Source organism: Acetobacterium sp. (genome assembly GCF_041752335.1).
In the GTDB taxonomy this organism is placed as follows: domain Bacteria; phylum Bacillota; class Clostridia; order Eubacteriales; family Eubacteriaceae; genus Acetobacterium.
This window is the reverse complement of record NZ_JBGSHG010000103.1, coordinates 1-22,836: the sequence shown is the minus strand read 5'-3', so window position 1 is coordinate 22,836 and position 22,836 is coordinate 1. Positions and strand designations below refer to the sequence as shown.

Here is a 22,836-nt window from a genome sequence, read left to right as displayed (position 1 = left end):
GCTTAACCCTGTAAATTTCGATTAGCTGTTTTGGGCCATTGTTCGGATTTTTTGATGGCTTGTTTACCATGCCATTTTTTATTCATCCTAATTTTTAAAAAATATGAAATTTACTATTGACTTTTATTAGCTGGTCTTATTGACTTAACTTATCGGAGACGATTCTTCTCACTGGTCTCATTAAATCCTTGGTAAAAAGTGTGAAACGCTCAAAAATAATCGCCCTCCTATTGATACAGAAGGGCGAATCGGTTATATTTTTATTCTTATGCAGCGGTGTGATGAAAATCGATAACAGAAATTTCGCTGGCCAGTTTTTTTGCAGCATTTACAATGGTTTCAAGGGTTTCCATGGTTTCGTCACTAAAATATGTTTCGCCGCATTGTTCACATTCTTCGCAGGGGACGTTTTTAATAATGATCAGGCAGTTTTTATAATTCACAACATGGGTCGTGATACTATCAAATAAATTTCCTTTACAGTAAAAACACATGGTTATGACTCCTTTCTTGTTTTCATGTCAGCTTCAAATTTGTTCATGTTGGGGTAATAAGCTGTGATGATAAAGATAAAATCGAAATCGAATCCGACAACAACGTGGATAACTCTTCCATTAATGGTTGAACCAAAGACAAGGCAACTGGGGTTTGGGTAATCCTCTGGATACTCCTCAATAATCTCACCAGTGGCAATGCAATGGGTAATATCATGTTTGCTGATATCCCGCTCTTGAATACGTTGAGCGACATGAGCCGTCCATTTTATTTTTCGTTTGAGGACACAATCCCTTAAATCGGTTACTTTCATCATTTTTCCCCAAAGCCTTTCCGAGAGTAATCTGTTATCATGATTATAACAATGGAATGATCAAAAAGATAGAAAAATTTGATTGCTCTATAAAAAGTCACACTTATCGAGACCAAAGGTTTAAGAGGGCCCGGGGAACACAAGGGGATGGTGGTAATGTGCACCTGCCCTGCATAATGTCAGCAGCCCCAGAAGAACCGTCCCTTAGCGTTTCGTTTAGTGAGGTGCTTCAGCCTTGTGGATGTTGGAGTCTGACACTGTTGTAAACTTTTACCCCATCCGGCCCCGGTGCCATACCCTGCGTGAAGTATCCTGATAATGAATTTGAATATGAAGTTTTGATTGTAAATTCAGTCATGGGGTCGCTTTATCGTCCGCAAAAGTTATCACCGTGTCCGTCGCCAAACGGTTTATGAATTGATCGAGGAATTGACAAAAAATTAGAAAGGAGCCAAAATGGACAAAACGAATAACATCATCCGTAGTTCAGCCGCTGAATATCTGACCTTCATTTCTGCCACCGGCGAAAGTGATGTCAATGCAATCTATGCCGACGAAGATATTTGGTTATCCCAAAAAATGATGGGTGTACTGTATGATGTTGAAACACATACAATTAATTACCATTTAAAAAAGATTTTTGCTGATAATGAATTGATTGAAAATCCAGTTATTCGAAATTTTCGAATAACTGGATCAGATGGCAAAAACTACAATACTAAGCATTATAACTTATCGGCGATTATTGCGGTTGGTTATAAAGTGAATTCTGAAAAGGCCGTCCAATTTCGGAAATGGGCAACTGAAATCGTCAGGGAATTTAGCCGGGTAGAATTTTTTTCAAATCAATCCAATTTCTTTGTGGTAATGAAAAAGCAAACGGTTGATAAGAGTGATGATTTTAATGATGAGCGGAAACGAGCGGATAATGAGCGGATAATGAGCGAATATGAGCGGATAATGAGCGAATTAAACCCGAATGAAAAACTAATCGTCGAATATTTGATAAAAAATGAAAAAATAGTCAATAAAGAGGCAAGTTCATTAACCGGGTTATCTCCGGCCCAGGTAAGGCGGGTGTTTGTCTCATTACAGGAAAAACAAGTTATTGAAGGCATTGGAAAAAGCAGAGCTAGACATTATCAATTGGCTAAGTCAGAGATTTTCTAATATCGTTAACAAAAAAGAGGGGTGCATAATGAGTTTATATGAGCGTTTTAACGAGGCGTTTCTGGAAGAGGAATGAAGAAACTAGGACATTTTTAGATGGCCCGGTGCCAGGCACACTTAACTAAATTACCTGGCTAAAATAGAAGGGGACAGTGCCCGAGAAACCAACTTATAAACTTATTTGGAATAAGTCAGACGTGATCAAGAGCAGAATCCAGTAACCCTTCATCCCGGAGGCCATCACTGCCGCCGGTTTCGTTAATCAGCATGGTGTGAAGACGCAACACCTGCTGACGGGGCAACAGTTTCATTTGGCTAATTCATCAAAGGCGGCCTGATGTTTTTTAAAAATTCGTTTGGCAATGGCGTCAACGGCGTCATCGTCAAGTGTGGCTTCTTCCTGAAACTGGCTGAATTCAATCAGGACATAGCGGGGGGTATTGTTTTTTAAAATGATGGCAGCGCCGTTTTCATCCACAAGTCGGGCAACCTTCGAAAAATTCTGGTTGGCTTCGGAAATTGAAACTAAATTTTTGGTATTGATTTGCATCATCAGCACCTCCTGGTCTTTTTTCCATTGTACTATAATTTTAGGATAAATAAAACCTAAATACAAATCCATAAAGGCACACTTAATTTAAGCGTTGGTGAAATCCATGTTTCGGATTTGGGCTACCCAACAGCTGAAGGAATACATCATCAAGGGTTTTATCATGAATGATGAATTATTAAAAAATGCCGGTGGCGGTAACTACTTCAAGGAACTGCTTAACCGCATCGGGATATCCTCTCCAGCGAAAAAGTGTTTTATCGACCGATATGGACATTAATGTGACCAGTATCGGCATATTGTTAGAATTTCTATAGCGCGAGACTATTCCATCTATGCGGTCATAATGATTGTAGTAAGCCGAACTGAAGAAGGATGGGAAGGAGAATAATAAATATGGACATAAAAAAGGTTGTCTTAATATCCTGTTCAAAGGCCAAACGCAGCATTCCCTGCGAGGCTCGATTATTATATGATGCAAGCAATTTGTTTCGTAAGTCGCTTGCCTATGCACAGACAATTTCAAACGAGATTTATGTGATTTCGTCCAAATATGGACTTTTGCCTTTGGATCAAGTTATCGCGCCATATGATGATACCCTCAATGATAAATCAAGGGACGAAATAGCCAATTGGGGACAAAGGGTGACGGAACAAATTCGTGTTCGACACGATATTTCAAATACGGAATTTGTAATTCTTGCCGGTAAAAATTATTATTCACCGCTACAAGCACATTTACCGAATATAAGTCTCCCGTTACAAGGTCTATCGATGGGTGCGCGACTAGCAAAGTTGGAAAGTTTACTTGTTGTTGATTACCCGAATCAAAGAACGATGTGCGGTAGATTGCATGAACTTTTCAATGCCATGCCGCGTTATCGGTGGAATATGATTGAAAACATTCGCTTCAATAGCGGAATCTATATTATATTTGAAGATGGAGAAAAATATCAAAGCCTTGATAGAATCGTTCGCGTTGGAACACATAGAAGCGACGGTCGGCTAAAGGGGCGGCTGAAAGACCATTTCTTGAGAGAGAATAAAGATGGCAGCATCTTTCGAAAAAATATTGGCAGGGCAATCCTGAATAAAAATAATCACCCTTATTTATCGGCATGGAATATGAACACCAGCAAACGGGATATTGTGATGCAGATGGGCAATCGCTATGACCCTATTTTTCAAAAAAAATTAGAGCGGCAAATTAGTGGCTATTTCTGCAGACATTTTTCCTTTGCGTGTTTTCCTGTTGCCACCACCGTGGAGCGCCTTCGATTGGAGGAAGGCATTATTGCAACACTCCATTCATCCCCTGATTTTTATGCGAGTCCTGAATGGAGAGGGCGGCAAAGCCCGGAATCGGAAATTTCCCAAAGCGGTATGTGGCTGAAAGAGGGTTTAAACGGGACGCCGCTTTCCGAAAATGAGTATGTAAAAATTAAACAGTATTGTTCAGCTGTCGAGGCAGTCTTTAGCAAAACAGAAAAGGCTATGCTACCTGTAAAAAATAGTTTGCCAGCAAATGTGAGTCCACAGGAAGACGGTGCAGCTGATAAGCTATGGCAACAAATTATTTACTCACTTAGTCAATCCCCAAGTGAAATCCAACTTGTAAAACAAAATGGGGAAAAGGGAAAATGGATTTCTGTTTGGTCCGACAACAATAACATACTTATCGGTCGCGCCAGGCAGAATCGGCCTTCATCTGAAATAACTCAAAGCCGAGCAATTAACAAAAATGAATTTACTGAATTGTATCCGCTCTTTTTTCGTTGGAAAAATAAAAATATTACACGCCAAGCAGCGAAAGGCAGTTCGATGAACTCTTCTTATATTTTTGCACTTATTAGTGAGTTCGGTGTTTCAAAAGAAAAGGAGTAGAAGCAGGACTTGATCCCTGTCACCTTAACTTATCCATTACGTTGAGCGTTGTCGGATCGTCGGTCCTTGGCTTCCGACTGATCGTTTGGCCCCGGTGCCAGGCACACTTAACTTATCGGAGACGATTCTTCTCACTGGACTCATTAAATCCTTGGTAAAAAGTGTGAAATGATCAAAAATAATCGCCCTCCTGTTGATTCAGAAGGGCGAATCGGTATATTTTTATTCTTATGCAGCGGTGTGATGAAAATCGATAACAGAAATTTCGCTGGCCAGTTTTTTTGCAGCATTTACAATGGTTTCAAGAGTTTCCATGGTTTCGTCACTACACCGCGGTTATCAACGATCGGATTCATAAACAAGGAGAAAAACCCAGTTAGAGCAGATCAAATAGTTTGCCGGAAAATTAATAGACGAGGGGCGAAAGCGATGAAAAAAATTAACTCAATTACTGAAATCGATGCTTTAAAAAAGGAAAATGACATGTTGTTGGTTTACTTTGGCAGCAATACCTGCAGTGTCTGTTGTGATCTGTTGCCCAAAATTGATCAGATGCTCGGTAACTATCCCAGCATTTCTGCGGTTAAAGTGGATATCCAAAAATCGCCTGCTCTTTCCGCAAGTTTTAGTGTTTTTACGGCACCGGCAGTTATCCTGTTTATTCAGGAAAAGGAAACCCTGCGGGAAGCGGGGATAATGAGCCTGAGCTGTCTCGAAGAACAAATTTCAAGATACGTTGCACTTTTTTCAAAAGTTAACTGATTTAAAGGAGGCAACGCACTCGGTGCCAGACTCAACTGATTGCGCTATGATCGATACCTCACAAAAGTTAGCGAAAATAATCATTTTAAAAGGAGTTCACAAGGAGGAGCACAAGTGGCCAGAGGTATTGTGCACGCCCTGGCCTGATGACTGCCGCCCTGCCGGTCCCGGCGCCAGTCTCATAACGGCGACGGAACCGGTCACGGATTCATAAAAACCCGATTTCCGAGGCGTTGCAAACGATCACGTATTTTGATATGATAGACTAAATATTTTTGCGCGCGTCAGTTATTAAGGGCATAATAGCGGTATTTAAAGTATATCAGACAGAGGCCATGCTGACAAAAAAAGAGCAACGAAGAAGACCAGAGTTGAGTAAAAGATAAAGCATCCCTTAACATCAACAAGAAAAGAGGCTGGTTAAAAATGATTAGCAAAATTCTTTCGATCAATCAGATTGAAACACTGAAGAAATGGCTTCAAACCGAAGAAATAAAAAACCAGACAAAGCGTTCTTTGTCTGTGTTCGTACAAATATTTTCAGCCCGGGGTGATCCCCAATGGCTCACAGAAATCGAAGCTGCGATTCGGGTGACTGCACCGCTGGCGGTGATTGTCGGGAGCAGTACCATGGGGGAAATTGGCGAGGGCCGGTTATTAACGAACACCTCTGTCATTTCCTTTGTTTTTTTCGAAAAGACCCCCGTGCAGGGTTTTTTAGTTGACACCGAAAACCAGGACGAAGCCGTTGTGGGAAAAAGCTTTTCGGAAGAAATTGAAAGCAAATGCCAGAAGATTGCCGGGGTTTTGCTGCTGGCAACCTCTTCTTCAATGGATGCGTCCAATTTTCTAAAAGGTTTTTCCGCGGGCAGAAGGGGAACCTATCCGGTCTTTGGGGCCGGCGCCGGCGTTTACGAAGGCGAGCAGAAACCAATAATCTCATTAAATCATCAATTCTCGTCAAGCGGGGTCGTTGCGGTGGTTTTTATGGGTGATGACATTGACATCGTGGTTCATACTTATTTGGGTTGGGAACCCCTGAGTAAAGAACTGACACTGACAGAAACGGACGGCTTGTGGTTAAAAAAAATTGATGATCAACCGGCTTTTGAGGTGTATCATCGCTATCTGAACATTCAAGATGATGAAGACTTCTTTTTGAATGTGCTGGAGTTTCCCCTGCTGGTCGAAAGAAACGGGATTGTCTATGCCAAAACGCCGATTGAAGTCAAGGATCATTGTGCCATAAAATTTATTGCCGATATAAAACAGGGTGAATCGGCCCGGATTGGCTATGGCAATCCGGCCATGATCATTAAAAATGCCAGGGATATTCAGGACCGGGTGCAAGCCTTTAATCCGGAAGGGATTTTTATCTACTCCTGTACCTGCCGTCGATTTCTGCTTCAGAATGAGGTGGAGCTGGAAACCAAAGCGTTTCAAACCATTGCCCCGACTGCCGGTTTTTATACCCATGGCGAGATTTACTCCCATGAAGAAACGGTGATGTTGCTTAATGCCACCATGGTGGCGGTGAGTATGAAAGAAGGGGCGGGCAAACTGCCTGAAGCGGTTCTTGAAAAAGGGCTGGCGGAACCAATAACAGCGAAACCATTTAACCGCCGGGACAATCGGATGCTTTCCCGGCTGGTTAATTTTTTCAGCGGGGTCACCGCCGCAGGGGCCCGCAAAGCGTCTGAAAATGGCCTTGAAAAGCCGATCACTGAACCAACCATGGTCGATCCCTTTAACCGCCAGAACAATCGCATTATTTCCCAACTCGTTAATTTTATTAAGGTGGTCACAGCGGAACTGGAGCTGGCCAACCAGGAGGCCAGACGGTTGGCTGAGCGGGATTACCTCACCCAGGTCTACAATCGCTTGAAAGGTCATGAATTTTTGCAAAGTGAAATGGTTCGGTGTAATCGTTATGGTCTGGAATGTGCCATTATTATGCTGGACGTCGATTTTTTTAAAAAGGTTAACGATACCTATGGTCACAATGTTGGCGATGCGGTTCTGATTCAGCTGGTAAAAATACTGACCCAGGAAATCAGAGAAGTTGATGTGTTGAGTCGTTGGGGTGGTGAGGAATTTCTGGTTATTATGCCACTAATTGATGAGGAAGGGGCAAAAAATGCCGCGGAACGGTTACGGGCTGTTGTGGAACGGACGCCGTTTACCCAAGGCCTCAGACAGACGGCCAGTTTTGGCGTGGCCACCTATAAACAGGGGGAGTCGCCGGAAGCTTTTATTGACCGGGCTGATAAAGCCCTTTACGAAGCGAAAAAAAAAGGCCGGAACTGTGTCGTGACAAAGTGAGGGCTGTGGTGCTTAAAATACATCAGATTGGATATATATTAAGAAAGAAGATGGGGGTGCCGTCTTTTTCTGTCCGTTTCGCTAGGCGTTAGCAGGTTCAACGAATAACAATGAGAGGGTGACTAAATGAGTGAAAATGGCGTAATGATGCAGTATTTTGAATGGTATCTAGCAGATGACGGGAACCATTGGCAAAGACTGAAAGAGGATGCCGGGCACTTAAAAGAAATCGGCATCAGTTTAGTGTGGATGCCCCCGGCAACCAAGGCAACGGGCACCAATGACGTGGGTTATGGGGTCTACGACCTCTACGATCTGGGCGAATTTGATCAAAAAGGCGCGGTCCGGACCAAATACGGAACCAAAGCCGACTATCTGGCCGCAATTAAGGCCTTGCATGATCAGGGCATCCTGGCCATTGCCGATGTTGTCTTAAATCATAAAGCCGGAGCCGATGCCACCGAACGCTTTCCGGCCTACGAAGTCGATCCCAATAATCGTCAGAAAAAAGTGTCCGATGACTATGAGATTGAAGGCTGGACAAAATTTGTTTTTCCCGGGCGACAGGGCCGATACTCCGAATTTCAATGGAATTGGACCCATTTTTCCGGCACCGATTTTAACAATGAAAATGATAAAAAAGCGATTTATATGATTAAAGGCACCGCTAAAGGCTGGGCCGAAAATGCCGAGGTCGACTCGGAATATGGCAATTATGATTACCTGATGTATGCCGACGTGGATTATAATCATCCGGATGTGCGCGATGAGGTAAAACGTTGGAGTGAATGGTATGTCAACGAAACCGGCGTCGATGGTTTTCGGCTGGATGCGGTTAAACATATTGAAGGCCAATTTATTGATGAGTTTATCAAGAACATCCGCGAAAAAATGGGTGATGATTTTTATGCGGTGGGCGAATATTGGAAGCAGAAATACGCCACCTTGGATGATTATATTGAGGAAACCGCCTGCAATGTTGATTTGTGCGATGTGCCGTTGCATATGAAATTCTCAGAGGCCAGTCATGCCGGAAACAGTTTTGACATGAGTAAAATATTTCAAAATACCTTGATGGAGAAAAAGCCCATCAATGCGCTAACCTTTGTCGATAATCATGATTCGCAACCATCCCAAGCCCTGGAATCATGGGTGGATGACTGGTTCAAGCCGCTGGCTTATGGCATGATCTTATTACGCGAAGGCGGCTTGCCCTGTATTTTTTATGGCGACTACTACGGCATTGGCGGCGAAAATCCAATCCCCGGCAAACAGGAATTAATTGATCAATTTTTATCGTTGCGGATGCGTGCTGCCCATGGCCAGCAAAACGATTATCTCGATCATCCCAACTGTATCGGCTGGACCCGGGAAGGTGACGAAGCCCATCCCGGGGGCCTGGCCGTTTTATTAACCAATAGTGATGACGGTTATAAAGATATGTATATCGGCACCCAACACGCGGGCAAAGATTATCGGGACTTTCTGGGTCATCGGGACGAAACCGTGACGATCAATGAAGCGGGGATCGGCACCTTCTTTTGTGCGCCCGGTTCGATTTCGGTCTGGACCGAACTGATGACAAAGCCATAATCAGGAGCGAAAAACAGGAGATTGTCGTGATTTTATCAGAGGATAGTTGATCGCGAAAAGGATGGGAAGACCATGAAAAAAAGAGATACCATTTATGTGGTATCTCTTGAGATGGCGGTTATTCATAAGTAGTTATTTCACGACATCCCCAACTAAAATCATAATCTCCTCAAATAGATCCGGTTCCCAGGCACTGCGGCCGATAAATAAGCCATCGACGTTGGTAAGCTGGGCATACTCGCTGGCATTATTGATGTTGACGCTGCCGCCAAAAAGCAGGGGCACGTCTTTTCCGGACGGACCGTAAAGATCAATCAGAACACTTCTTAAAAAGTCGTGAATTTCTTCCACATATGGTGTTTCGGCCGGAATCCCATTGACGCCGATGGCCCAGATGGGTTCGTAGGCGATCCAGAACTTGCCGATTTCATCGGCGGATACATTTTTCAGAGCCACCTTGAGCTGTTTGGCCAGCATCTCTTTGGAAATGCCGTAATTGCGGTCACTCATTTTTTCGCCAATACAGATCAGCGGCAACAGCTGGTGTTTCAGGGCGGCCAGGGTTTTCAGGTTGACGGTTTCGTCGGTTTCATTAAAATACTGGCGCCGTTCGCAGTGGCCCAGTTCGACAATATCCAGGCCGATTTCGGCCAGCATCACCGGCGAAATTTCACCAGTGAACTGACCGGCATCTTCATAATGCATATTTTGAGCTCCCAGTTTCAGGGCGCTTTTTTTGGAATCAAGCAATTCTTTTAATTTCCACAGGTGGGTATGGGGGGGAATGATAAAAAACTCGAACTGCGGATATTTCGTAATAATTTCCGACACGTTGACGGTATAGTCGGTTCCCTCAGCCAGGGTTTTATTCATTTTCCAGTTGGTTCCCAGTAAAAATTTTTTCATGGTTGGCCTACTTCAGATACGTTTTTTCCAGAGACCGCATTTTTTCAACCTTTTTGGTTGAACCGCCGCCCTGAAATTCGCTTTTTAACCAGGCTTCCGCAATCATTTTGGCCAGTTCCACCCCGATCACCCGGGCCCCCATGGTCAAAACATTGGCATCGTTGCTTTTGGCCAGCCGCTCGGCCGAAAAGACGTCATGACAGGTGCCGGCAAAAACCCCGGGCACCTTGTTGGCCATCATGGCAACTCCCAGCCCGGTTCCGCAAAAAATAAAGCCACGATCATATTCTTTGTTTTTAATGGTTTCAGCCAGGTTAAAGGCAATTTCCGGATAATCGCAATCATGGGTTGCGGAATATTCCAAATCAGTAATATCATAACCGGTTTTTTTCAAATGGTTAAGAATCTCGTTCTTAAAATCAATGGCGGCATCGTCACAGTCAACAGCAATTTTCATGGCATGATCCTCCTGGATATTTAATTTTGATTATTTATTTTTCATTGTGTAAAAATAAATTTAATTAAGGTATTTAAGTAATGGATACGATATCATTATTGCACAGGTTTTATTGTTTGTAAAGAATATATTCATCTGCTCCACGAAGAAATTAAGTAAAAATGATTTTTTAAAATGATATCATTATCTATCAATCCAACAAGGAGAGATTATGGAAAAAGTGCAACGGATTATTGTTAAGAATAAAAATGGTTTTCACACTCGTGTGGCGGCCATGGTCGCCAGGCAGTCACAAAAAATTGAAAAAATCTGGGACTGCCAATTATTTCTAAGACGGGCTGATTCGAAGGATGGGGTGCCCTGCAACTCGGTATTGCCGCTGGTATCCCTGAAAGTCAAGAATGGTGAACTGGTTGAAGTGTACAGTCAGGATCCGGGGAGTGACGAGGCGGTTTTCAAGCTGGCTTCTTTTTTAAGACAAACGGTTGACCTTGAAATACCGGAAACGGAAGTCATCGACAGCATTCTTCAGGAAAACACATTGGCCAGTGAAAAGATCTTTGAAAGCATCAATAACGGTCTGATTGCCATGGACAGCAACGGGATTATCAATATTTTCAACCGGGCGGCAGAAGAAATTACCGGGGTCAAGGCCAAAGACATCATTGGAAAAAAAGGCGATGAATGGGTTCCCAACTTTAATTTGAATGATTTGCTGAATTCTAAGCGAGAAAATTTTGGTTTGAAGCATAAAATTGGGAAAAAATGGGTCATCACAAACAAGAGTCCCATTATTATTGATGATGTGGTGATGGGTGGGGTGGTGATTTTTCAGGATATTTCTCAGATTGAAGAATTATCATGGGAGCTCCACAGCGTTAAAGAGTTGAAAGAAAAACTCAATAATATTCTCGAAACCGTAGATGATGGCATCTGCATGATCAATGCCAACCGGGAGGTAACCTATGTCAATCATCCCTTTGTTAAAATATTTAAGAAAGCAGGGACTCAAGTATTAACGCGAAAAATACAGGATTTGTTTCCGGAAGAAAAATTCGGTAATTTGTTTTTTCTGGGAAAAGAAGAGCTGATCATTACGACCAGGGATGGCCGGGAGTTTATTATGAATGCCAGGCCGATTATGATCGAATCAAAATTCAGTGGCAATGTGGTTGTTGCCAAAGAACTGACGGAGATCGCTAAGCTGGCCGATCGGATCGAACTGCTGTCTCAAAAAACTCAGTATCTCCAGGAAGAGCTGGCTAAAAAAGAGGGGTTGAATCAATCCTTCAGCAGCATTGTTGGTAAGAGCGGGGCGTTGATTGAAAGCTTGACGGTGGCATCAAAGGCGGCCCGGACCGACGCGGCGGTGCTGATCCGGGGAGAAAGCGGTACCGGCAAAGAAATGGTCGCCCGGGCCATTCATCAGGCCAGTGCCAGGAGCAATAAACCTTTTGTGGGAATGAACTGTGCGGCGATTCCATCAAATCTGCTGGAGAGTGAGCTGTTTGGTTATGAAAAGGGAGCCTTTACCGGGGCCTATAAAGAAAAAAGAGGAAAGTTTGAAATTGCCAGCGGCGGCACTATTTTTCTGGATGAAATCGGTGACATGGATAAAGCCATGCAGGCCAAACTGCTGCGGGTTCTTCAGGAACAGGAAATTGAACGAATCGGCGGCGTAAAACCGATAAAAATCGATGTTCGGGTCATTGCCGCCACCAACAGTCCCCTGGAAGAAATGATGAAAGAAGGAACGTTTCGGCGAGATCTTTATTACCGGCTGAATGTCATCACGGTAATGCTGCCACCATTGCGTCATCGAAAGGGTGATATTCCGCTGTTGGTGGAATATTTCACGGAAAAGATCAGTAAAAAGTATGATCTGCCCAAGTGTGCCATCAAGAAGGATGCTTTAACAGCCCTTGAACAGTATCATTTTCCTGGTAATGTGCGGGAATTGGAGAATATGATTGAAGGTGGCATGACACTGTCAAATACCGAGTGGATTACCCTTCAGGATCTGCCGGCCTATTTGTGTGATGAGGACAGCAAGGAAGACCTTTTAGAGAAGACGTTTTCATTAGACGGGGACAATCTCCCCACCTTTGAGGAAATGGAGCGATGGTTGATTGAATTGGCCTTAAAAAAACACGGAAGTTATCGAAAAGTCGGTCAGGCACTGGGTTTGGATCATAAGACGATTTCGAAAAAAGTGGATAAATATCAATTGAAATAGAATTGGCACGATAATTGCTGTCACTATGACTCAGGATGCCGTAAAATATTCAGGACAAAATGGAAAAAATGCAAAACAACTTCTGGTTGGATAAGTCTGTGCCGATCGAGAATTTTTCCACTTAGCGATTGGATAGGTAAATTCTGGAGAAAGGAGGAAAAAAATGACAGGTGTTATTATTGTGTCACATAGTGAAAAACTGGCAGAAGGGCTGCGAGATATTGTCATGGAAATGAATGACGGCAGTGTTGAAGTGCTTGCGGCCGGAGGAGCAGATGGCGGTCGGATTGGTACCAATACGCTGAAAATCAAAGCGGCGATTGAATCATTGGCTAAATGCGATCATATTCTTATTTTTGTTGACCTGGGAAGTGCGGTGCTGTGCAGTGAAACCGCGATTGAAATGCTGGATGATGAAATCCAGAATAAGGTTCATATCGTCGACGCGCCTTTGGTTGAAGGGGTCGTTGGCGGTGTTGTTCAGGCCACCATCTGCGACGATCTGGAACAGATTATTGCAACCGCAAAAGAAGGTGCAACGTTAAGAAAAATATGTTGATAGTTTCAAAAAATGGGTAAATAATACCCGAGCGGGAAAAAATTCCCCAGAATCTGGCGATGAAGTCTTGCCGAATGGCCTGTTTAAGGGCTTCCATATTTGGCATGGTTCTTGCTTCATAGAAAACGTATACAAATTTTTTTCAGGAGGATGAAATGAAACGATTTATTAATGATCCCTATGATGTAGTTGAAGAAATGTTGGAAGGTTATGTTCTGGCACACAAAGATTATGTGGAATTAATCAAAGAAGGCGAAGCTCAGGGAAGAGTTGTTGTAAGTAAATCCGCAAAGGAAAAAGATAAAGTCGGTGTAATTATCGGCGGCGGCTCAGGACATGAACCATTATTTTTAGGCTACGTTGGAAAAGGTTTTGTTGATGCAGCTGTTATTGGTAACATCAATACGTCTCCCTCTCCAGATCCATGCTATGCTGCGGTTAAAGCAGTTGACACCGGTAAAGGCTGTATCTATCTGTATGGAAACTATGCCGGCGATGTTATGAACTTTGATATGGGCGCTGAAAAAGCAGACGAAGAAGAGGGGATCCGGGTAGAGACAGTACTGACAACAGATGACGTTATTTCATCTGAAAACATTGAAGACCGACGTGGTATTGCCGGGATGTTCTTTATGTTTAAGACCACCAGTGCCAAGGCTGATACGGGCGCAGATCTGGATGAAGTCGTGGCTCTGGCGCAAAAATGTAATGCCAATATGCGCACCATGGGTGTTGCGATGTCGTCGCCAACCCTGCCATCAAAAGGCGGTCCAATCTTTGAAATGGAAGAAGGCGATATGGAAATCGGTATGGGGCTCCATGGCGAACCTGGCGTCAGACGTGGAAAAATTGAGGCAGCAGATAAGGTAGTCGATCAGATTATGGAACCAATTCTGGCAGATCTTCCCTATGTTGAAGGCGACGAAGTCTATGTAATGGTTAACAGTCTGGGAGCAACACCACTTCAGGATCTGCATATTTGTTTCCGCCGGGTTGCTCAAATTCTTGAAGACAAAGGGATCACGATTTATAAATCAATTGTTGGCACCATGGCATCTTCAATGGATATGGCTGGCATGTCAATTACATTGCTTAAACTGGATGATGAACTGAAAGAATTAATGGATTATCCTTGTGATGCTCCGTATTTTACCCAAGTTTAAATTATCGGCCATATTACTTTTTACATAGTTACTATTAGTCTTAATAACAAATGCTAATAACTAATCTTAATAACAAATCAAATGGGCTGTCAGGAAACTGACTGCCCATTAATCCATTGTCTGGAGGGAAAAATGAGCGAATATATTTTAACAAAAGATTATTTCATTGATGTCATAGAGGATTTGGTTGTATTGGCAGAAGAGAAAAAGGAATACTTTATTCAATTGGATTCAGCCATTGGCGACGGGGATCATGGGATGAACCTGAGTATTGGTTTTCGCGAAGTGAATAAAAATCTGGAAGACTGGAAATCCGAAGATATTAATACGATTTTCAAAAATGCCGGTACTGCATTATTGGATAAGGTTGGCGGGGCTGCCGGTCCTCTTTACGGTGGTTTTTTCATGAAATTCGGATTGCCGGTCAAAGGAAAAGATGAAGTGACCTTTGATGAATTTATTGCAATGATGGAGTCCGGAGTGGCCATTATTGAAAAACGTGGAAAAGCCGTGGTTGGTGATAAAACCATGATCGATACGCTGAGACCAGCGGTTGATGCGTTAAAAAAAGCTTATGAAGAAGAGGGCTTGGCACCAAAAGACGCCATGAAAAAAGCGATGGAAGTTGGTGCGGAAGGCTCCGATTCAACCATTCCCATCATTGCGAAAAAAGGCCGGGCGATGCGTCTGGGCGAACGGGCCATCGGCCATCGGGATCCGGGATCAGCATCCAGCGCCGCTATGCTGGAAATATTTTATAACTGCATGCCGTAATAATTTTATTATTTTGAGACGAGCCTTGACAGCGCGATAAAAAAATAATAAAATAAGAAAGTAAACCATTACAATAGAATAAAAACAGGGCAAGAGTTTAAGAGATGTCCGTATGATACTGTGGTGCGTCACACCGGAATTTCCGGGAGTTGCCTCAGTATGATGCGGACTTTTTTCATGTTTGAAAATAATATCGTTGTTATCTGGGGATTGTGAAATGCCAAAGGTAGTAAAAATGGCTGCTTGGCAGTTAATTTGTGTGAACATCAAAAAGTTGTTGTCCCGGAAAGGAATTATTTTGCAAATTAAGAATGCTGGCGAACAATTAAAATTCCAATCAGTTATTCCATCAGTGCATCAGCGCAAAGAATTGCTCTATGCCATGGAAGAAACAGCGGCGGATTGGATCATGTTGAAATTGGGAGATGTGAATACTCTGCCGCAACTGGTTAGACATATTCATCGTTCCGGAAAAAAGGTGATGGTGCATCAGGATTCAATTAAAGGAATAGCTCGGGATAAAATGGGTATTCAGTATATGGCAAACTGCGGAGTGGACTGCGTGATTACCATGAAGTCGCTCTGTGTGAAATATATCAAAGATGCTGGAATGATTGCGGCATTCGGATTCTTTGTCATTGATTCGGATGCCTGCCGAACTGGTTTAGGAAGTATCAAAGAACATCAACCGGATGTGGTTATTCTAATGCCGGGTACTATTCCCCCACAGATCATCAGGGATATAAAAAGTGAAGCTGGGATACCGGTCATCTTAGGGGGATTAATGACAACCAGAGAGCAGATTACCGGAGCAATTGGGATTGGTGTGGCTTCAGTGGCCACCAGCAATCAGGATTTATGGAATCTGGTGATCTGAAAAATTTACAAAGGTATCAAAAAATAATTATATAAATGGAGGAAAATTCATGAAAAACGTAATGATTTTTGGTGATTCAAACACCTGGGGATGGGATCCATCCAATGATTTGGTTGAAGTGATTAAACGCTGGCCGGACGAGGTTCGCTGGGCTGGAGTACTCCAGAAAGAACTGGGAAATGACTACAAGGTGATTCCCGAAGGTCTGAACGGACGGACGACCGTATGGGATGACCCCATTGAAGAATACCGCTGCGGCAAACAGCATATTATCCCCTTGCTGGATAGTCATGCCCCTCTGGATCTGGTGATTATTATGATCGGTACCAATGATCTGAAATGCCGTTATACCGTGACGGCCCAGGATATTGCCAACGGCGCTGGCCTGATTCTCGATAAAACCCTGGCCCAGGTCGGCGCTTTTGGACCGAACGGCCCTAAGGTTTTATTTATTGCTCCGCCTCCGCTGGGCCCCATCGAAGACGGTATCTTTAACGTGATGTTTGCCGGCAATCGGGAAAAATCGGTTCAGATGGCGAAATTCTATCAGGGTGTGGCCGAAAGTCGGGGTGTTGCCTTTTTTGATGCCGCCACGGTGGCCCAGGCCAGTGAGCTGGATGGACTTCATTTAGGTGCAGATGGACATGCGGCCTTGGGAAAAGCGGTTGCAGCGGAAGTGAAAAAGATCTTAGCATAAAGAAAAATGGGCGGCGTTAATGCCGCCTTTTGAAATTAAACATAGTGTTCAGAATGAGGAAGGAGGCAGCAATGGAAAACAAACTGGCCCTCATTAACGGAATTGGTGTGACAATGGATGTGAATCATCCGTCATGCCAGGGAATTTATATTAAAAATGGGATTATTCAAAAAATGGGAGAGTCCCCGGAAATAATTAAACTGGCCCAACGGGAACAGGCTGTAATCATCGATCTGGATGGCAAAACATTTTTGCCAGGACTGCACGATTGTCATGTCCATATGATGAGCACCGGACTGTCCGCCATCGGGATTAATTTGTATCATTGCCGATCGATTGAAGACGTGATGGAAACCCTGGAAAAAGAAAAAACCGACAATGCCCGGGAGTGGATCTTTGGTTATGGGTTGGATGAATCCCGGCTGGCTGAAAAAAGGCCACCGACAGCCAGAGAACTGGACGCCTATTTCAAAGACCGGCCGGTTTATCTGGTGGATCGAGGACTGCACTATACCCAGGTCAATACCATGGCCATGGAAATTATGGCATTTGCTGAAAATGAAGAAGGTCAGGGTCGGGACGAAACCGGAATTTTTTCAGGCCGACTTCATAGTCAGGCCAACAGTCATGCCAGAAAGTATTTTTTTGATAAGATGACCTGGGAGCAGCGGGAAACGGCCATCCGTCATACCGCTCAAACAGCGGTGGAAATGGGGGTCACCACGATTCATGCCATGGAAGGCGGCGATCTGTCTTCGGATGAGGATATCCCGGTTTTTTTAAACATTATGGAAGATCTGCCGTTGCATGTGGTGCTGCATTGGTGCAGTACCAAGGTGCAAGATGCGGTCGAAAAGGGGTTAAAAATCATTGGCACTGACATTCTTCTGGATGGCTCCATTGGTTCGCGAACCGCAGCTTTTAAGGAACCCTATGCCGATGAGCATGAATCAGTGGGGGAACTTTATTATTCGGATGAATGGATCACCCACTATATCGAAAATGCTCATAAAGCAGGACTGCAGACCGGTTTTCATGCCATCGGCCAACGGGCCATCAACCAGGTATTAAACTGTCTCGAACGGGCTTTAAATAAATTCCCAGTGAGTGATCATCGTTTTCGGATTGAACACTTCGGCTTTCCGGATGACCGGGATGTAAAACGGGCGGCCGCTCTGGGAGCGGTGATTTCCACCCAGCCAGCCTTTACCTATCTGCGGGGCGGGCCTGACAGTGTTTATGAAGAACGGGTGGGAGCGGAACGAAATCACCGGGCCTATCCCCTTCGTGAATTTCTGGATGCTGGTCTGGTGGTGAATGGCGGATCAGATTCCAATGTCACCCCCATCGCTCCCATCCTGGGAATTCATGCCGCGGTGAATCCTCCTTATCTTCAAAACGCGATTACACCCATGGAGGCCCTGCGCTTGTTTACCATCGATGGCGCTTTTACAGCCAAAGAAGAAAAAATCAGAGGCAGTTTGACGCCGGGTAAAGCTGGGGATATTACCGTGCTCGATCAGAACCCGCTGGATGTCTTGTCGGACACTATCAAAGATATCACGATCGCAATGACCATTTATCAGGGAAAAATTGTTTATCAAAAATAAAGAACGGAGAAGAAAGATGAAGTATATTTTAGGAATTGATGAAGGCACAACCGGCGTAAAGGTCATGATTTTCGACAAAGCCGTCAATATTATTGCGCAGGCTTATTCAGAATTTACTCAGCACTTTCCCCAGTCCGGGTGGGTTGAACATGATGCCAATGAAATATGGGAGGTTACCCTGAAAATGGTAGCCGAAGCCTTAAAAAACGGCAACGTCCAGGCCACAGAAATTGAAGCCATCGGAATTACCAATCAGCGGGAAACTACGGTGTTTTGGGATAAAAAAACCAGCCAGCCGGTTTGTCGGGCGATTGTCTGGCAGGATCGGCGCACCCTCGATATTTGTGAAGCCCTGGAGGCGAAAGATGGAGTCGGGATTGTGGACCGTACCGGGATGATTATTGTTCCCAACGATGCTGCGACGAAAATCCGCTGGCTGCTGGATAATGATCCTAAAGTCAGAAAAGGCGTGGATGATGGGGAACTGCTTTATGGCACCATTGATACCTGGCTGGTCTGGAAACTCACCGGCGGTGGGGCCCATGTGACAGATTATTCCAATGCTTCCGTGACACTGCTGCAAAATGCCAGAACCCTGGACTATGATGAGGGGATTTTAAAGGAATTGAATATTCCCCGGGAAATTTTGCCGGAACTGCGAACCTCCAGTGAGGTCTATGGTTTGACCGATCCCGAAGTGTTCTTTGGCGCAGCGGTGCCGGTAGCAGGGATTTTGGGCGATCAGCAGTCCGCTGCCTTTGGTCAGGGATGTTTAGAAAAAGGGATGGCCAAAAACACCTACGGTACCGGGTCTTTCATGGTGATGAATACCGGTGACAAATACGTGCCCCCATCAGATGGTATTTTTTCACCGGTGCTGTGGAGTGCCAAAGGCCGAACGGATTACGGTCTGGAAGGGATGGCCGATGTCTCCGGTGCGGTGATCCAATGGCTACGGGATGGGCTTGGCATTATCAATGATGCTAAAGAGGCCGAGGAGTTGGCCTTGCAAGTTGAAGACAGTTTGGGTGTTTATTTCGTGCCAGCCTTTGTGGGATTGGGTGCTCCCTATTATGATTCCTATGCCAGAGGAACGATTATCGGGATATCTCGGGGAACCACCAAGCAACACATTGCCCGGGCGGCGCTGGAGTCGATGGCTTTCCAGGTTAAAGATGCCTTTAATGTGATGGAAAAGAAGTCCGGCTTTAAGTTGACCAAACTAAGAGCCGACGGTGGCGGAGCTAAAAGTGATTTTTTGCTTCAGTTTCAGGCGGACATTTTAGGGATTCCGGTGGAGCGGCCGGTGATCACCGAAACAACCACGTTAGGAGCCGTGTATGCAGCGGGTTTAGCAGTGGGATACTGGGATAGCTTTGAAGAAATTGGAAAATTCTGGAAAATCGAAAAACGCTTCGAGCCGCAAATCAGTGAAGAAAAACGTCAGGAATTATGCGGATTCTGGGATAAAGCGGTAAAAAGATCCGCTGGTTGGCTGAAATAGTAATCTGAAGAGTCGTAGCATTATCATAAAAATTTGATGTAAAGGACTAGCAATGCACAGTGATAAAGTGTATAATAGCCTCAGATTATATTAGGAAAAGAGGACACAAAGGAATGAAAAAAAGAAGTATACTTGGCCTGATGCTGGCTGTCGTTCTGGTTGCTGGTTTATTTGCAGGGTGCAGCAGCAACACTGCAAAAACAGAAGACAATGCCAATAATGACGATAAGACATTTATTGTCGGTTTGGATGATTCCTTCCCGCCAATGGGTTTTAGAGATGAAAAAAATGAAATCGTTGGTTTTGATGTGGATCTGGCCAAAGAAGTTGGCAAACGGATGGGCATGGAAGTTGTCCTGCAGCCGATCAACTGGGACACCAAGGAACTGGAACTGGATTCCGGCAACATTGATGTGATCTGGAATGGTTTAACCATCACCGATGAACGAAAAGCAGCCATGGATTTCACTACTCCTTACCTGGAAAATGATCAGGTTATCGTGGTGAAAAAAGATTCGCCAATTAAAACAAAAGCTGATTTAGCAGGAAAAAATATTGGGGTTCAAAAAGGTTCTTCAGCCTATGATGCTTTCACCGCTGATCCCATTAGCAAGGAAGCAGCAGCCTTAAACGAGTATCCTGAAAACGTATCAGCCCTCAGTGATCTCGGAATTGGCCGAATTGATGCTGTTATTGTTGACTCCATCGTCGCTCGTTACTATATTACTTCTGAAAAAGCCGAATTTGTTGTGTTAAGCGAAAGCTTATCCCCAGAATTATATGGCGTTGGGATCAAAAAAGGAAATACCGAATTATTGACCCAGGTTCAGGATGCCCTGGATGCGATGATTGCCGATGGAACGGCAGCCACCATTTCAACTAAATGGTTTGGTGAAGATATCATTTACAAACCATAATAAAAAGCAAACAATCAGTTCTTAGAAATCGGATAGTTTCTATCCGATTTTTTTATGACGTTTACTATTAATATTATTTTGTTCCTCAGGAGATTAATATGTCAGATTTTTATATCTATTTATCGAATATCACCTTACCGATGCTGCAGGGGATGGTTATCACCCTCAGCGTTTTTGCCGTCACCATTGTCTGTTCCATCCCCTTGGGTTTCATGTTTACATTAATGGCCCGGAGCCGGATTAAGCCTGTTAAATCATTGGCCCAGGGCTACATTTATGTGGTTCGGGGAACCCCCTTGCTGCTGCAGATCATGTTTGTCTATTTTGGTCTGCCACTGTTGCCGGTGGTTGGAGACTATCTCATTTTTGGTCGCTTTACGGCTGCCTGTATTGCTTTTTGCATGAACTACGCGGCTTACTTTGCTGAAATATTCCGGGGCGGTTTGCTGGCCATTGACAAAGGACAGTATGAAGCGGCCAAGGTCTTAGGGTTGACAAGATTAGAAACCATGACCCGGGTGGTGATTCCCCAGATGATTCGGGTCTGTTTACCGGCGATCAGCAATGAAACGATTACCCTGGTCAAAGACACGGCGCTGGTTACAGTGATCGGCGTGGCTGAGATTCTGCATTATGCCAAAACGGCCGTTAATCGGGATGGGGATACCTTTGCTTTTCTGGTGGCGGCGGCGCTATACCTGCTGATCAACTTTGTGATCACGATGGTATTTAAAAAGCTTGAAACCAAATACGAGTTCTAGGGGAAAACGATGGAAATTATAAAAGTCAATCAACTCAATAAAAGTTTTGGCAATAATCATGTCTTGAAGGATATCTCATTTACGGTCAATAAGGGGGATGTGATGGCCATCATCGGATCATCCGGGTCGGGAAAATCGACCTTGCTACGCTGCCTCATCGATTTGGAAAAGGCCGACAGTGGCGATATTATCATGGAAGGGAAACCACTGCTGCAAGATGGTGTTTACCCCAGCCCGCCGGAGATCCGGGCGATTATCATGAAAATGGGGATGGTTTTTCAGCACTTCAACCTGTTCCCCCATCTCACCGTTCGTCAGAATCTGGAACTGGCCCCCAAGGTGGTTAAAAAAGAAGAATCGGGCGCCATGAACCAGCGCTGCGAAGCCTATCTCAACAAGGTGGGTTTGCTGGAACGGATCGATGCGATGCCCTCGACTTTGTCCGGGGGCGAAAAACAGCGGGTGGCCATTGCCCGGGCGCTGATGATGAATCCCGATATTCTGCTTTTTGACGAGCCTACCTCGGCCCTGGATCCGGAACTGACCGGCGAGGTATTAAGCGTCATGCAGAGCCTGGCCAATGAGCACATGACCATGGTGGTAGTGACCCACGAAATGAGTTTTGCCCGGGAAGTTGCTAACAAGGTTGTCTTTATGGACTCAGGAACGATTCTGGAAGAAGGCAGTCCAGAAGATATTTTTATTCACCCCCGGGAAAAAAGAACCCAGGAATTTTTAAGCAGCATTTTGAGAGAGCAGAGCAAGAAAACAAAGAAACGATACCGTTTGAAAAAATATTGCTGAGCAAAAAGATTAGAGCAAAAACAGTGATTTGATAAAAAAAACAAAGAAAGCCTTCCCGCGCTTAAGTGGGAAGGCTTTTAAACTACAAAATAGGATTGACAAGACAATAATTTTATGATAGCATATAAAATTGCATTGGTATCTTTTAAAATAAGATTAGAATGCATCCTTGTCGTCAATTTTGGGCGATCAACGAAGCGTTTACGACTCGGTCATGAACAACTGATCAAAGGGGAAACATGTCAGAGCCAGTGAATATGAAATTGATTACGGTCTAATAATAACACAAGGTGAGACGAAACACAACAGGCAAATTTGGGATACCCACAGGCCGAACACGCGTCGGTGAGGGGTAGTCCGTTGCTGAGTATTTTTGCGAGGGGTGATATTGGATGGTAATGTTGCATCCTGAAAAAGATGGTTTAAGAACACGCCAAAGCTTTTCTAAAATCAAAGAAGTTATTGAAATGCCGAACCTGATT

The 22,836-nt window shown here is 44.2% G+C and carries 22 protein-coding genes and 1 pseudogene; 17 read left to right on the top strand and 6 right to left on the bottom strand.

The genetic code is table 11. The features are described from left to right. Positions 1 to 266 precede the first annotated feature (266 nt). Both ACEW8F_RS13040 and ACEW8F_RS13035 read right to left on the bottom strand, forming a co-directional pair. On the bottom strand, positions 267 to 494 hold the full coding sequence (locus ACEW8F_RS13040) for a type II toxin-antitoxin system MqsA family antitoxin (RefSeq protein WP_373483907.1): 228 nt from the start codon (positions 492 to 494) through the stop codon (positions 267 to 269). A 2-nt stretch (positions 495 to 496) separates the two neighbouring features. Continuing rightward, positions 497 to 811 carry a DUF4258 domain-containing protein gene (locus tag ACEW8F_RS13035; protein ID WP_373483906.1) on the bottom strand — a complete coding sequence of 105 codons (315 nt, stop codon included), beginning with the start codon at positions 809 to 811 and terminating at the stop codon, positions 497 to 499. A gap of 453 nt (positions 812 to 1,264) precedes the next feature. Here ACEW8F_RS13035 and rhuM (ACEW8F_RS13030) point away from each other — a divergent pair, with 453 nt between their 5' ends. Next, on the top strand, positions 1,265 to 1,978 hold the full coding sequence (rhuM, locus tag ACEW8F_RS13030; RefSeq protein WP_373483905.1) for a RhuM family protein: 714 nt from the start codon (positions 1,265 to 1,267) through the stop codon (positions 1,976 to 1,978). Between the two features lie 191 nt (positions 1,979 to 2,169). On the opposite strand, the gene ACEW8F_RS13025 is transcribed toward rhuM (ACEW8F_RS13030), so the two are convergent. Together ACEW8F_RS13025 and ACEW8F_RS13020 are read right to left on the bottom strand one after the other, a co-directional pair. Then, on the bottom strand, positions 2,170 to 2,289 hold the full coding sequence (locus tag ACEW8F_RS13025) for a cell filamentation protein Fic (RefSeq protein ID WP_373483904.1): 120 nt from the start codon (positions 2,287 to 2,289) through the stop codon (positions 2,170 to 2,172). Then, the gene (locus ACEW8F_RS13020) at positions 2,286 to 2,528 is read right to left on the bottom strand and encodes a type II toxin-antitoxin system Phd/YefM family antitoxin (RefSeq protein WP_373483908.1); all 243 of its coding nucleotides are present in this window, start codon (positions 2,526 to 2,528) and stop codon (positions 2,286 to 2,288) included. Before ACEW8F_RS13020 ends, ACEW8F_RS13025 begins: the two co-directional genes overlap by 4 nt. Positions 2,529 to 2,631: 103 nt before the next feature. Here ACEW8F_RS13020 and rhuM (ACEW8F_RS13015) point away from each other — a divergent pair. From rhuM (ACEW8F_RS13015) to ACEW8F_RS12995, 5 genes and pseudogenes are all read left to right on the top strand, one after another. Continuing rightward, positions 2,632 to 2,798, top strand: a pseudogene (rhuM, locus tag ACEW8F_RS13015) (RhuM family protein); the annotation flags it as partial. A 126-nt stretch (positions 2,799 to 2,924) separates the two neighbouring features. After that, positions 2,925 to 4,412: a DUF6884 domain-containing protein gene (locus ACEW8F_RS13010; protein ID WP_373483903.1), complete on the top strand. Its 1,488-nt coding sequence runs from the start codon at positions 2,925 to 2,927 to the stop codon at positions 4,410 to 4,412. A 168-nt stretch (positions 4,413 to 4,580) separates the two neighbouring features. Next, a complete protein-coding gene (locus ACEW8F_RS13005; RefSeq protein ID WP_373483902.1) occupies positions 4,581 to 5,174 on the top strand; it encodes a thioredoxin family protein in 594 nt (197 codons plus the stop codon). 426 nt (positions 5,175 to 5,600) lie between these two features. Then, on the top strand, positions 5,601 to 7,496 hold the full coding sequence (locus tag ACEW8F_RS13000) for a diguanylate cyclase (RefSeq protein ID WP_373483901.1): 1,896 nt from the start codon (positions 5,601 to 5,603) through the stop codon (positions 7,494 to 7,496). Between the two features lie 126 nt (positions 7,497 to 7,622). Beyond that, entirely contained in the window at positions 7,623 to 9,089 is a 1,467-nt protein-coding gene (locus ACEW8F_RS12995) for an alpha-amylase (protein WP_373483900.1), read from the top strand. A gap of 132 nt (positions 9,090 to 9,221) precedes the next feature. On the opposite strand, the gene ACEW8F_RS12990 is transcribed toward ACEW8F_RS12995, so the two are convergent. Together ACEW8F_RS12990 and ACEW8F_RS12985 are read right to left on the bottom strand one after the other, a co-directional pair. Then, a complete protein-coding gene (locus tag ACEW8F_RS12990; RefSeq protein ID WP_373483899.1) occupies positions 9,222 to 9,995 on the bottom strand; it encodes a triose-phosphate isomerase in 774 nt (257 codons plus the stop codon). 7 nt (positions 9,996 to 10,002) lie between these two features. Continuing rightward, on the bottom strand, positions 10,003 to 10,452 hold the full coding sequence (locus ACEW8F_RS12985; protein WP_373483898.1) for an RpiB/LacA/LacB family sugar-phosphate isomerase: 450 nt from the start codon (positions 10,450 to 10,452) through the stop codon (positions 10,003 to 10,005). Positions 10,453 to 10,663: 211 nt separating this feature from the next. On the opposite strand from ACEW8F_RS12985, the gene ACEW8F_RS12980 reads away from it, so the two are divergent. From ACEW8F_RS12980 to ACEW8F_RS12930, 11 genes are all read left to right on the top strand, one after another. After that, positions 10,664 to 12,688 (top strand): sigma 54-interacting transcriptional regulator, encoded by a 2,025-nt coding sequence (locus tag ACEW8F_RS12980; protein ID WP_373483897.1) that lies wholly within the window; start codon positions 10,664 to 10,666, stop codon positions 12,686 to 12,688. A 163-nt stretch (positions 12,689 to 12,851) separates the two neighbouring features. Further along, positions 12,852 to 13,247: a dihydroxyacetone kinase phosphoryl donor subunit DhaM gene (gene dhaM / locus ACEW8F_RS12975; RefSeq protein WP_373483896.1), complete on the top strand. Its 396-nt coding sequence runs from the start codon at positions 12,852 to 12,854 to the stop codon at positions 13,245 to 13,247. A gap of 155 nt (positions 13,248 to 13,402) precedes the next feature. Continuing rightward, positions 13,403 to 14,410, top strand: coding sequence for a dihydroxyacetone kinase subunit DhaK (locus ACEW8F_RS12970; RefSeq protein ID WP_373483895.1), 1,008 nt, complete (start codon positions 13,403 to 13,405; stop codon positions 14,408 to 14,410). Positions 14,411 to 14,542: 132 nt separating this feature from the next. Then, entirely contained in the window at positions 14,543 to 15,184 is a 642-nt protein-coding gene (dhaL, locus tag ACEW8F_RS12965) for a dihydroxyacetone kinase subunit DhaL (RefSeq protein ID WP_373483894.1), read from the top strand. A gap of 217 nt (positions 15,185 to 15,401) precedes the next feature. Beyond that, complete coding sequence (locus ACEW8F_RS12960; protein WP_373483893.1) at positions 15,402 to 16,061, top strand: glycerol-3-phosphate responsive antiterminator; 660 nt, start codon at positions 15,402 to 15,404, stop codon at positions 16,059 to 16,061. A 49-nt stretch (positions 16,062 to 16,110) separates the two neighbouring features. Continuing rightward, complete coding sequence (locus tag ACEW8F_RS12955) at positions 16,111 to 16,758, top strand: SGNH/GDSL hydrolase family protein (RefSeq protein WP_373483892.1); 648 nt, start codon at positions 16,111 to 16,113, stop codon at positions 16,756 to 16,758. Between the two features lie 71 nt (positions 16,759 to 16,829). Further along, positions 16,830 to 18,368 (top strand): amidohydrolase, encoded by a 1,539-nt coding sequence (locus tag ACEW8F_RS12950; RefSeq protein WP_373483891.1) that lies wholly within the window; start codon positions 16,830 to 16,832, stop codon positions 18,366 to 18,368. Between the two features lie 16 nt (positions 18,369 to 18,384). Next, positions 18,385 to 19,872 (top strand): glycerol kinase GlpK, encoded by a 1,488-nt coding sequence (gene glpK, locus ACEW8F_RS12945; RefSeq protein WP_373483890.1) that lies wholly within the window; start codon positions 18,385 to 18,387, stop codon positions 19,870 to 19,872. Positions 19,873 to 19,985: 113 nt separating this feature from the next. Beyond that, entirely contained in the window at positions 19,986 to 20,789 is an 804-nt protein-coding gene (locus ACEW8F_RS12940; protein WP_373483889.1) for an amino acid ABC transporter substrate-binding protein, read from the top strand. A gap of 98 nt (positions 20,790 to 20,887) precedes the next feature. Beyond that, positions 20,888 to 21,550: an amino acid ABC transporter permease gene (locus tag ACEW8F_RS12935; RefSeq protein WP_373483888.1), complete on the top strand. Its 663-nt coding sequence runs from the start codon at positions 20,888 to 20,890 to the stop codon at positions 21,548 to 21,550. A gap of 9 nt (positions 21,551 to 21,559) precedes the next feature. After that, the gene (locus ACEW8F_RS12930; RefSeq protein WP_373483887.1) at positions 21,560 to 22,354 is read left to right on the top strand and encodes an amino acid ABC transporter ATP-binding protein; all 795 of its coding nucleotides are present in this window, start codon (positions 21,560 to 21,562) and stop codon (positions 22,352 to 22,354) included. Positions 22,355 to 22,836 lie beyond the last annotated feature (482 nt).

Coding starts and splice junctions, on each gene's coding strand:
- ACEW8F_RS13040 (WP_373483907.1), bottom strand. CDS start 494: ATGTGTTTTTACTGTAAAGGAAATTTATTTGATAGTATCACGACCCAT.
- ACEW8F_RS13035 (WP_373483906.1), bottom strand. CDS start 811: ATGATGAAAGTAACCGATTTAAGGGATTGTGTCCTCAAACGAAAAATA.
- rhuM (WP_373483905.1), top strand. CDS start 1,265: ATGGACAAAACGAATAACATCATCCGTAGTTCAGCCGCTGAATATCTG.
- ACEW8F_RS13025 (WP_373483904.1), bottom strand. CDS start 2,289: ATGAAACTGTTGCCCCGTCAGCAGGTGTTGCGTCTTCACACCATGCTG.
- ACEW8F_RS13020 (WP_373483908.1), bottom strand. CDS start 2,528: ATGCAAATCAATACCAAAAATTTAGTTTCAATTTCCGAAGCCAACCAG.
- ACEW8F_RS13010 (WP_373483903.1), top strand. CDS start 2,925: ATGGACATAAAAAAGGTTGTCTTAATATCCTGTTCAAAGGCCAAACGC.
- ACEW8F_RS13005 (WP_373483902.1), top strand. CDS start 4,581: ATGATCAAAAATAATCGCCCTCCTGTTGATTCAGAAGGGCGAATCGGT.
- ACEW8F_RS13000 (WP_373483901.1), top strand. CDS start 5,601: ATGATTAGCAAAATTCTTTCGATCAATCAGATTGAAACACTGAAGAAA.
- ACEW8F_RS12995 (WP_373483900.1), top strand. CDS start 7,623: ATGAGTGAAAATGGCGTAATGATGCAGTATTTTGAATGGTATCTAGCA.
- ACEW8F_RS12990 (WP_373483899.1), bottom strand. CDS start 9,995: ATGAAAAAATTTTTACTGGGAACCAACTGGAAAATGAATAAAACCCTG.
- ACEW8F_RS12985 (WP_373483898.1), bottom strand. CDS start 10,452: ATGAAAATTGCTGTTGACTGTGACGATGCCGCCATTGATTTTAAGAAC.
- ACEW8F_RS12980 (WP_373483897.1), top strand. CDS start 10,664: ATGGAAAAAGTGCAACGGATTATTGTTAAGAATAAAAATGGTTTTCAC.
- dhaM (WP_373483896.1), top strand. CDS start 12,852: ATGACAGGTGTTATTATTGTGTCACATAGTGAAAAACTGGCAGAAGGG.
- ACEW8F_RS12970 (WP_373483895.1), top strand. CDS start 13,403: ATGAAACGATTTATTAATGATCCCTATGATGTAGTTGAAGAAATGTTG.
- dhaL (WP_373483894.1), top strand. CDS start 14,543: ATGAGCGAATATATTTTAACAAAAGATTATTTCATTGATGTCATAGAG.
- ACEW8F_RS12960 (WP_373483893.1), top strand. CDS start 15,402: ATGCCAAAGGTAGTAAAAATGGCTGCTTGGCAGTTAATTTGTGTGAAC.
- ACEW8F_RS12955 (WP_373483892.1), top strand. CDS start 16,111: ATGAAAAACGTAATGATTTTTGGTGATTCAAACACCTGGGGATGGGAT.
- ACEW8F_RS12950 (WP_373483891.1), top strand. CDS start 16,830: ATGGAAAACAAACTGGCCCTCATTAACGGAATTGGTGTGACAATGGAT.
- glpK (WP_373483890.1), top strand. CDS start 18,385: ATGAAGTATATTTTAGGAATTGATGAAGGCACAACCGGCGTAAAGGTC.
- ACEW8F_RS12940 (WP_373483889.1), top strand. CDS start 19,986: ATGAAAAAAAGAAGTATACTTGGCCTGATGCTGGCTGTCGTTCTGGTT.
- ACEW8F_RS12935 (WP_373483888.1), top strand. CDS start 20,888: ATGTCAGATTTTTATATCTATTTATCGAATATCACCTTACCGATGCTG.
- ACEW8F_RS12930 (WP_373483887.1), top strand. CDS start 21,560: ATGGAAATTATAAAAGTCAATCAACTCAATAAAAGTTTTGGCAATAAT.